This is a genomic window from Xanthomonas sp. D-99, from assembly GCF_017746145.1.
Taxonomy (GTDB): domain Bacteria; phylum Pseudomonadota; class Gammaproteobacteria; order Xanthomonadales; family Xanthomonadaceae; genus Xanthomonas; species Xanthomonas cissicola.
In genome coordinates this window covers 1-4,505 of record NZ_JAGHWU010000039.1, presented here as the reverse complement: position 1 = coordinate 4,505, position 4,505 = coordinate 1, and the positions used below count along the sequence as shown (strand labels likewise).

The window sequence follows — 4,505 nt, the reverse complement described above, 5'->3', positions numbered from 1 at the left end:
TTGAGCCGGCGGTTCTCCTCCTCCAGCTCCTTCATGCGCGCGACCATGGACACGTCCATGCCGCCGAACTTGCTGCGCCACTTGTAGAACGTCGCCGAGCTGATGCCGTGCTCGCGGCACAGCTCCGGCACGGGCGCACCGGCCTGGGCCTGCTTGAGCACGGCGATGATCTGGCTGTCGGTAAAGCGGGACTTCTTCATGGAACCTCCTCGAGAAAGGGTACGAGAAAATTCCACTTCTGGCGTCTGCTAATGGGCGGGGGGATTACCGAATGAGGCCGGCCTTGCGTTTGTCTTTGAGTCGGAAGCTTTCTCCTTTGATCTGGATGACGTGGGCGTGGTGCAACAATCGATCCAGCAAGGCGGCCGTGAGGGTGGTATCGCCGGCGAAGGCTTGATCCCATTGAGGGTCGGCAGGGATTCGTGTAAAAAACAGCCAAAAGTGCGCTAACCGAGCGGCTCGCCGAGGGGGGCCGATCCGCACTGGCCTGGCCACTGGAGCTTATTCCTGCCTCAGCTTGATTCCTTCGCTCGGGTACACCTGCGGGAAGCGATCGTTCTCGTGACACCATCGCCGTGCCGGCGGTGACAACCACTCAATCAACCCCAAGATTTCATTGTGGTGCTTGCTCAAATTCCAGTTAAGGATTGGCTCGTGGTGAGCTATTCGATTTCGCAATACACGGATGCGCGCCAGCGGCCCAGAGAAGCTCTTTCTCTTTAACCCTTTAGACGCAGTAGGATCGACGATCCTATGAAGGGTCTGCTGCCACAACGTTTCGTAGTCTTTGTTAAACATTGTTGTCCAGAAGCTGAAGGTGAGACTGGCGACCACGCCGCCAGGCGTCACTGGCTTTCCGGCCTTGCCCAATTCATCGATGGCTTTCGATATCTGCTCGGACTGATGCGCAGAGAGCAGAACGGCGGCAGCATCGCTGTACCACTCATCCCCTTTAGCCTCGGCGAGGACAGTGTGGATTCGGTTGCGCAGCGCCACTTCTAACGTTTGTAGAGGCGTATACAGGCTTTCCGAGAGGCGCGTATTGAGCCCATAGAGGGCGATCGCCTGGCCACGGTCGTCAGCTGCCCAAGCCAAGTAGCGGCCAAAGCGCTCCAGGGACAGCGCTTCCTCAAAATTGTCGTGACTCATCTTCCTGAATGCCTCCACCGTGGTAATTGCAAAAGCCTGACCCGTGGGGTAAGCTCCTTCTGTACACCCCGTTACCGTCTCTGCCCACAAGGTACGCGGCCGGGGTATTTTTTTACTCCGACTCCGACTCCGACTTCGGCTTTGCCTTTAGGCCGCCTGGCTTCTGGAGTTGCGCCTTCCGGGCAGTCCGTTCCTGTTTTTCTTGGGCGAACTCGGGTTCAAGTGCCTGCACCTTCGCAACCAGTCCACTCAAGTCGTAGATGTTGCTGTTCCAGTCGCCTGCTGTGGTCTTGCGCAGCACGCGCTGCACCAGCCGGGCGTCCTCAAGCTCCCGGATGTTGTTTTGAATAGTTTTCTCGGTGCATCCGATGCGCTGAGCCAACTCCTTTTTTGTAGGGAAAGGCTTCCGCGCCGGTTCGAACCAGTAGTCCAGCAGCTGGATGCAGATGTTCATCTGCATAGGATTCAGGCCCAGCCGCCGCTGACCTTGGATCAAGATGGAGGGGATACCGGCGTAGCCGTGGCTGTATACAGCCTTGCCCCAAATTTTCTCCGTTGACGAAAGCTGCTTGCCCGGGTTGGGGAACTTGATGATTTCGGCTTCTGTCTTCTCGCTGGGCATGGCGGGGTCTTCAATGCAGTTGAGACGAAGGTACGGCCACCCGCTACCGGCTTCAATAGATTCGGGGAGCCTGGGTGGGGAAAAAAGGGCACCCACCCGAACACTCGATGTTCCGATTGTTACGCCATATGGCTGTACTGTTGGCGGTTCTTCTGTGGTCGTCCGTCGCCCCCACCTGGGGATCGTGTCTTCCCCACGGGTGGGGTAAGGAAATTCCACACCAATGGCCGAGACTGCCCGATTTCCAGGTTAGCGCTTGGCGATCGGCGGCGGCGAAGCTTGCAACATCAGACCGCCATCGATTTGCTTTACCCTTGCCTGCGGGTAGACCGCCTGACCGTCCCGAAGGGCTGTCAGGAATTTTCGCTTGAAGTCTTTGGCTCCGTTGATGCCCTGGTACTCCTGCCCGAATTGGTGCGCCGCTTCGCCCGCCCTTGTGGGGGTGCAAGGGGCACCCCCAAGGCCGTGGACGAAGCGTGGACGGCCGCGCACCTGAGCTGTCTACCCTTGGGGTGTCCAGCCTCCGGGCCGCTGTTCAGCGTCTCTGCGAGCCAGAACTTGGCACCCTCGGTCTGCGCCAGCCATAGGCCCAGCACTTCCTTCTCGCCGTGACCACCGTCAAGCGTGTGTGGGCCGCTTACGGGGTTCAGCCGACATACGTGTAAAAATGACTCGCAGAATCCAACTTCTTTTGTGAAAACATGAAGTTGCCAGATAAAACGGCGCTTCCATCGCTCATCCACTACCTCGTCCCTTTCGAGGTTCGGCACGCTGCAACTGTCTTGCGGCGACTGTGCGAGACCGGTCGGTCGCAGGGTGGGTAATAGACGGATGTCGCCGGCTTCACAGCAGAGCACGCAAGGACTATTCGGGAGTACACGCTGCCGGGATTGAGGGCCGGCAGGAATCTGCGAAAAAATTCTTTACTAACAGCAAGTTATCCCACTATTTGCTGTTTTTTGCACGAATCCCTGCCGACCCTCCACTTGAAGGCAACGGAGGTGGGAGATGGGGCTAATCAGGAAGGTCCATGATTAGCTGTCGAGCCGAGCAGCAAGCGTTGCGATAGCTGAGGACCGTGCGTTCTCGCTTCCAATCAATGCGTCTCCGGCCAGTTTTTCGATGGACGCCGTTTCAGCTGTCCGCAAATAATGGAGCATCAGAGCGGAGGTGTTTGCGAGCAATGCTTGTTCAAGCTTGTCAGCCTGGTCGTTCCAAATATTATCCATGAGCTTACTTCGGTAGCCGGGTCGGATCGCCCGCCAATACCCCCGCAGCGCAGGGGCATGGACTGGCGGTCTAAATGTGGTCATTGGTTATACTGATTAGCACGCACTTTCAGCGGTCAACATGGTGACATTGCGCAGGGCCCGCTCGGACCACGGCTTTGTGAATTCCATCGCTCGACTGGACTGAACAACGATCTGAGCGATTGGTACATCGCTATTTCGTACTGCCGGCCGCGGCTTTGAGTCGGAAAAGCTCCCAGAAGGCGGGGTGCATTTGGCGCTCGCCCAGCTCCCACTTCTGCCATGACCGCAGGTTTGCATGGACCACTACGGCGGCCTCGGATTGGCTGAGGCCGGCGGCTTGCCTAGCCCGTACGATTTCCGCAGGCGTAGGATTCCGCGCCGGATGACCGGCGCGGCTGCGGTTTGGGTGGGTTGTCATGGGCCAAAGGCGGCGAATGAGCGTTGTAGGAAGTCCCTGTTCTGAACCGCCTGTACAAGTACACGATCACGCGCCGGTCCTTCGAGCGCCGCGCCAAATCCTTCGGCCGTAGGGAACACGGTGGCGTCCGGGTTGGAGTCTTTGATATAGCCATAAATGACGGCTTCAACTTCACGGATACCGTCGCAGTTGTTCGCGTCCAGACCGATTTCTCGCAACCCACTGATAAGGCTTTGGGCTGTCTCGCCAATCAACGTGGCAAGCTGCTTGGCGTGTTCGTAGGTTCCACGCGGCGCTTCGTCGGCGCACCGCTCGAAAGATTCCAGCGCCGCATTGAGCGCCCGTGCATCGATGCGTGAACGGATGGTCATGCTGCACCCCCAGACACGCGAGCGAGCGCGGCGCGCGCCCGCTCCGTAGCGTGCATTTGCGCCATTGGCTGCTGTGCATCTACGCAATCACGCAGCGCCTCGATCAGATCGCGCACGGCGTCGCGGGCTTCTTTTAGAGAAGCGTGAAACTCCGGCGTGTAGTCGATGGTGAAGCTACCGCCACCCATGCGAGCCGCTGCGCCATACAAGCTCAATTCGTCGCCCAGTACCGCCAACACATCCACTGTTTTTGCTTCGTTCTTGGCATTCATGCTTTTCTCCGATAGTCGTCCCTGAATCCCGAGGCGCGGGCATAGCTCAAGCTACTGGGATAGATTACGCCCATTCCGCGCGCCTGGTCACTAGCAGCCAGGCTGTATTGCGCTACTGAAAATAGCCTTCATTCGAGGCGGCAGCTGGGAGTGTCCATGAAAGCGGTCGTTGAGGTGGTCCATGATTGACCATTTTGCTCGGCCGGCTATATGCACATAATCAGGTGTGAACTGAACGTCAGCACAGGCACCATGAGCGAACAATAGTTCTATAACAGCGCTTCCAAATTCATCATCGCTACGCCACGACATAGCGCCGGCCGTTATGAAAAGAGACAAGGGGGTGCGACCGTAATCGTCTCCGACGTTTGGATCGGCATTTAAATCCTCAAGCAAGAACCTAAGGAAGGTCTGATCAAC

The 4,505-nt window shown here is 57.8% G+C and carries 7 protein-coding genes and 1 pseudogene; all 8 read right to left on the bottom strand.

Annotation, left to right across the window (positions count from 1 at the left end; translation table 11 throughout):
• On the bottom strand, positions 1–200 hold a 200-nt coding region (locus J7360_RS14185; RefSeq protein WP_059001059.1), incomplete at its 3' end, for a transposase.
• 64 nt (positions 201–264) lie between these two features.
• Positions 265–405: pseudogene (locus J7360_RS14180) on the bottom strand (ATP-binding protein); the annotation flags it as partial.
• Between the two features lie 96 nt (positions 406–501).
• Positions 502–1,149 (bottom strand): Abi family protein, encoded by a 648-nt coding sequence (locus J7360_RS14175; protein ID WP_209034116.1) that lies wholly within the window; start codon positions 1,147–1,149, stop codon positions 502–504.
• A 112-nt stretch (positions 1,150–1,261) separates the two neighbouring features.
• Positions 1,262–1,771, bottom strand: coding sequence for a helix-turn-helix domain-containing protein (locus tag J7360_RS14170; protein ID WP_209034114.1), 510 nt, complete (start codon positions 1,769–1,771; stop codon positions 1,262–1,264).
• Positions 1,772–2,805: 1,034 nt separating this feature from the next.
• Positions 2,806–3,000 carry a hypothetical protein gene (locus J7360_RS14165; RefSeq protein WP_209034112.1) on the bottom strand — a complete coding sequence of 65 codons (195 nt, stop codon included), beginning with the start codon at positions 2,998–3,000 and terminating at the stop codon, positions 2,806–2,808.
• A 438-nt stretch (positions 3,001–3,438) separates the two neighbouring features.
• On the bottom strand, positions 3,439–3,813 hold the full coding sequence (locus J7360_RS14160; RefSeq protein ID WP_209034110.1) for a hypothetical protein: 375 nt from the start codon (positions 3,811–3,813) through the stop codon (positions 3,439–3,441).
• Entirely contained in the window at positions 3,810–4,085 is a 276-nt protein-coding gene (locus J7360_RS14155; RefSeq protein WP_209034108.1) for a hypothetical protein, read from the bottom strand. Before J7360_RS14155 ends, J7360_RS14160 begins: the two co-directional genes overlap by 4 nt.
• A 90-nt stretch (positions 4,086–4,175) precedes the next feature.
• Positions 4,176–4,505: ankyrin repeat domain-containing protein (locus tag J7360_RS14150; protein WP_209034105.1), on the bottom strand; the 330-nt coding region annotated here is incomplete at its 5' end.